This is a genomic window from Kitasatospora sp. NPDC059327 (assembly GCF_042752535.1).
Taxonomy (GTDB): domain Bacteria; phylum Actinomycetota; class Actinomycetes; order Streptomycetales; family Streptomycetaceae; genus Kitasatospora.
Genome location: NZ_JBHYYB010000250.1, coordinates 1 through 1,599, shown reverse-complemented (window position 1 = coordinate 1,599; position 1,599 = coordinate 1). Strand labels below are relative to the sequence as shown.

Below are 1,599 nucleotides of genomic sequence, written 5' to 3'. Positions count from 1 at the left end.
AGTCAAGCCGTCGCGGCCAGAGCCGCTGAGGGACCGGAGGTGAACGCATGTTGTTCGTCGAAGAGCTGCCGGCTCTGCAGGCAGTGGTAGAGCTGTCCGATCATCCGGTTGAACAGGTGCCGCTGAGCTCCCGCGTGCCAGTCCCCGCGCTCGCGTCGCCGCTTGTAGTGGGCTTTGGCTCCGGGCGATGCCCGCAGGGCGGAGAACGCCCAGAGGAAGCCCGCGTCGATGAGGCGGTTGTTTTTGATGTGTCGGCGTCCGACGTGGCGCTTCTTGCCGGAGGCGCGGGTGACCGGTGCGGAGCCGGAGTAGGCCTTCAGCGCGCGGGCGTCGGCGAAGCGGGCGCGGTCGTCCCCGATCTCGGCGAGCACCCGGGCGCCGAGCTGGACCCCGAGGCCGGGGAAGCTGAGCAGGATCTCAGCGTCCGGGTGCTGTCGGAAATGGGCCTCGACCGCCTCGGCGAGCCCGTCGGCTGCAAGACATGCCGCATCCAATTGTCGTACCAGTGCTGCGAGTTGGTGTCCCATCGCATCCTCGACGGCAGTGGGCTGGCGGGCGTGGTCGCCGCGGAAGGCCTCGTGCAGGCGCTCGGCTTCGGCGTCGATACCCCGCTGTCGGCCGGCCCGTCTGAGCGCGGCCCGCAGTTGGGGCAGGGACAGCCGAGCGGCCCTGGCCGGGGTCGGGGCGGCGGCCAGGACTGCGCGGGCTTCCGCACGGGCCAGGCCGTACTGCTTGCCGAGGAAGGCGTCCAGGGCAGCCGGGTAGTACTCGCGCAGCAGCGAGCGGACCTGGTTGACCAGCTGCTGGCGGTTCCAGACCGCGTCCTGCTGGGCGCGGGCGAGTACGGCGATGGCGCGGGCCTGGTCGGTGTCGGCGGGCAGCGGCCGGTGGGCGTGCATGTCGGTGCGCAGGATGTTCGCCAGGACCAGCGCGTCGCCGGGGTCCGACTTCTTGCGGCTCACGCCGTGCCGGTCGCGGTAGCGGGCGGCGGCCAGCGGGTTGATCGCGTAGATCGGCCGCTTGCCGATCCGCAGGACGGCGACCAGCAGGCCGCGCGAGGTCTCGATGGCCACTGGTATCGGGGCCTCGGAGGTGTCTCCGTACTCGGCGAGCAGGTCGAGCAGCAGGCGGTAGCCGTCCGCGTCGTCGCTGATGCGGCGCTTGGCGAGCAGGGTGCCCGCCTCGTCGACCAGGGCGACATCGTGGTGGCCCTCGGCCCAGTCGATGCCGCAGAACACTGTCACATCCATCTCCGTTCTGTTGCTGTTCGCGCAGGTGGGAAGCCTGTGCGGGCCACGCGGCGACCTAATCCAAGGACTCGTCGGTCCGCCATCTCGCCAGCCGTTCGTGGCACCAGCGGACCGCAGGGGCCTCTGTCTTGTGAAGAGCTCGCGGCTCGGGACAAAGGAAGAGGTCGCCCTGCGGCGGGCTCGCACCAAGACGATCAACGAACACAAGTTCCGGACGGGCATCGCGGTGGCCCGAGGGCGCCGGCTGTCGCCGGTCTCTCGTAAGGCCTCCAGGGCCGGGAACCCACAGGGATTCACCCGGCACCCGCGGGTCACCACGAACCCGTCCATCAGCAAGACCAGCCGCCCC

1 protein-coding gene is annotated in these 1,599 nt (G+C 70.6%); it reads right to left on the bottom strand.

The window, feature by feature from the left end:
* Positions 1 to 2: 2 nt before the first annotated feature.
* Entirely contained in the window at positions 3 to 1,250 is a 1,248-nt protein-coding gene (locus ACFXHB_RS44790; RefSeq protein ID WP_380582990.1) for an IS110 family transposase, read from the bottom strand.
* Between the last annotated feature and the right edge of the window lie 349 nt (positions 1,251 to 1,599).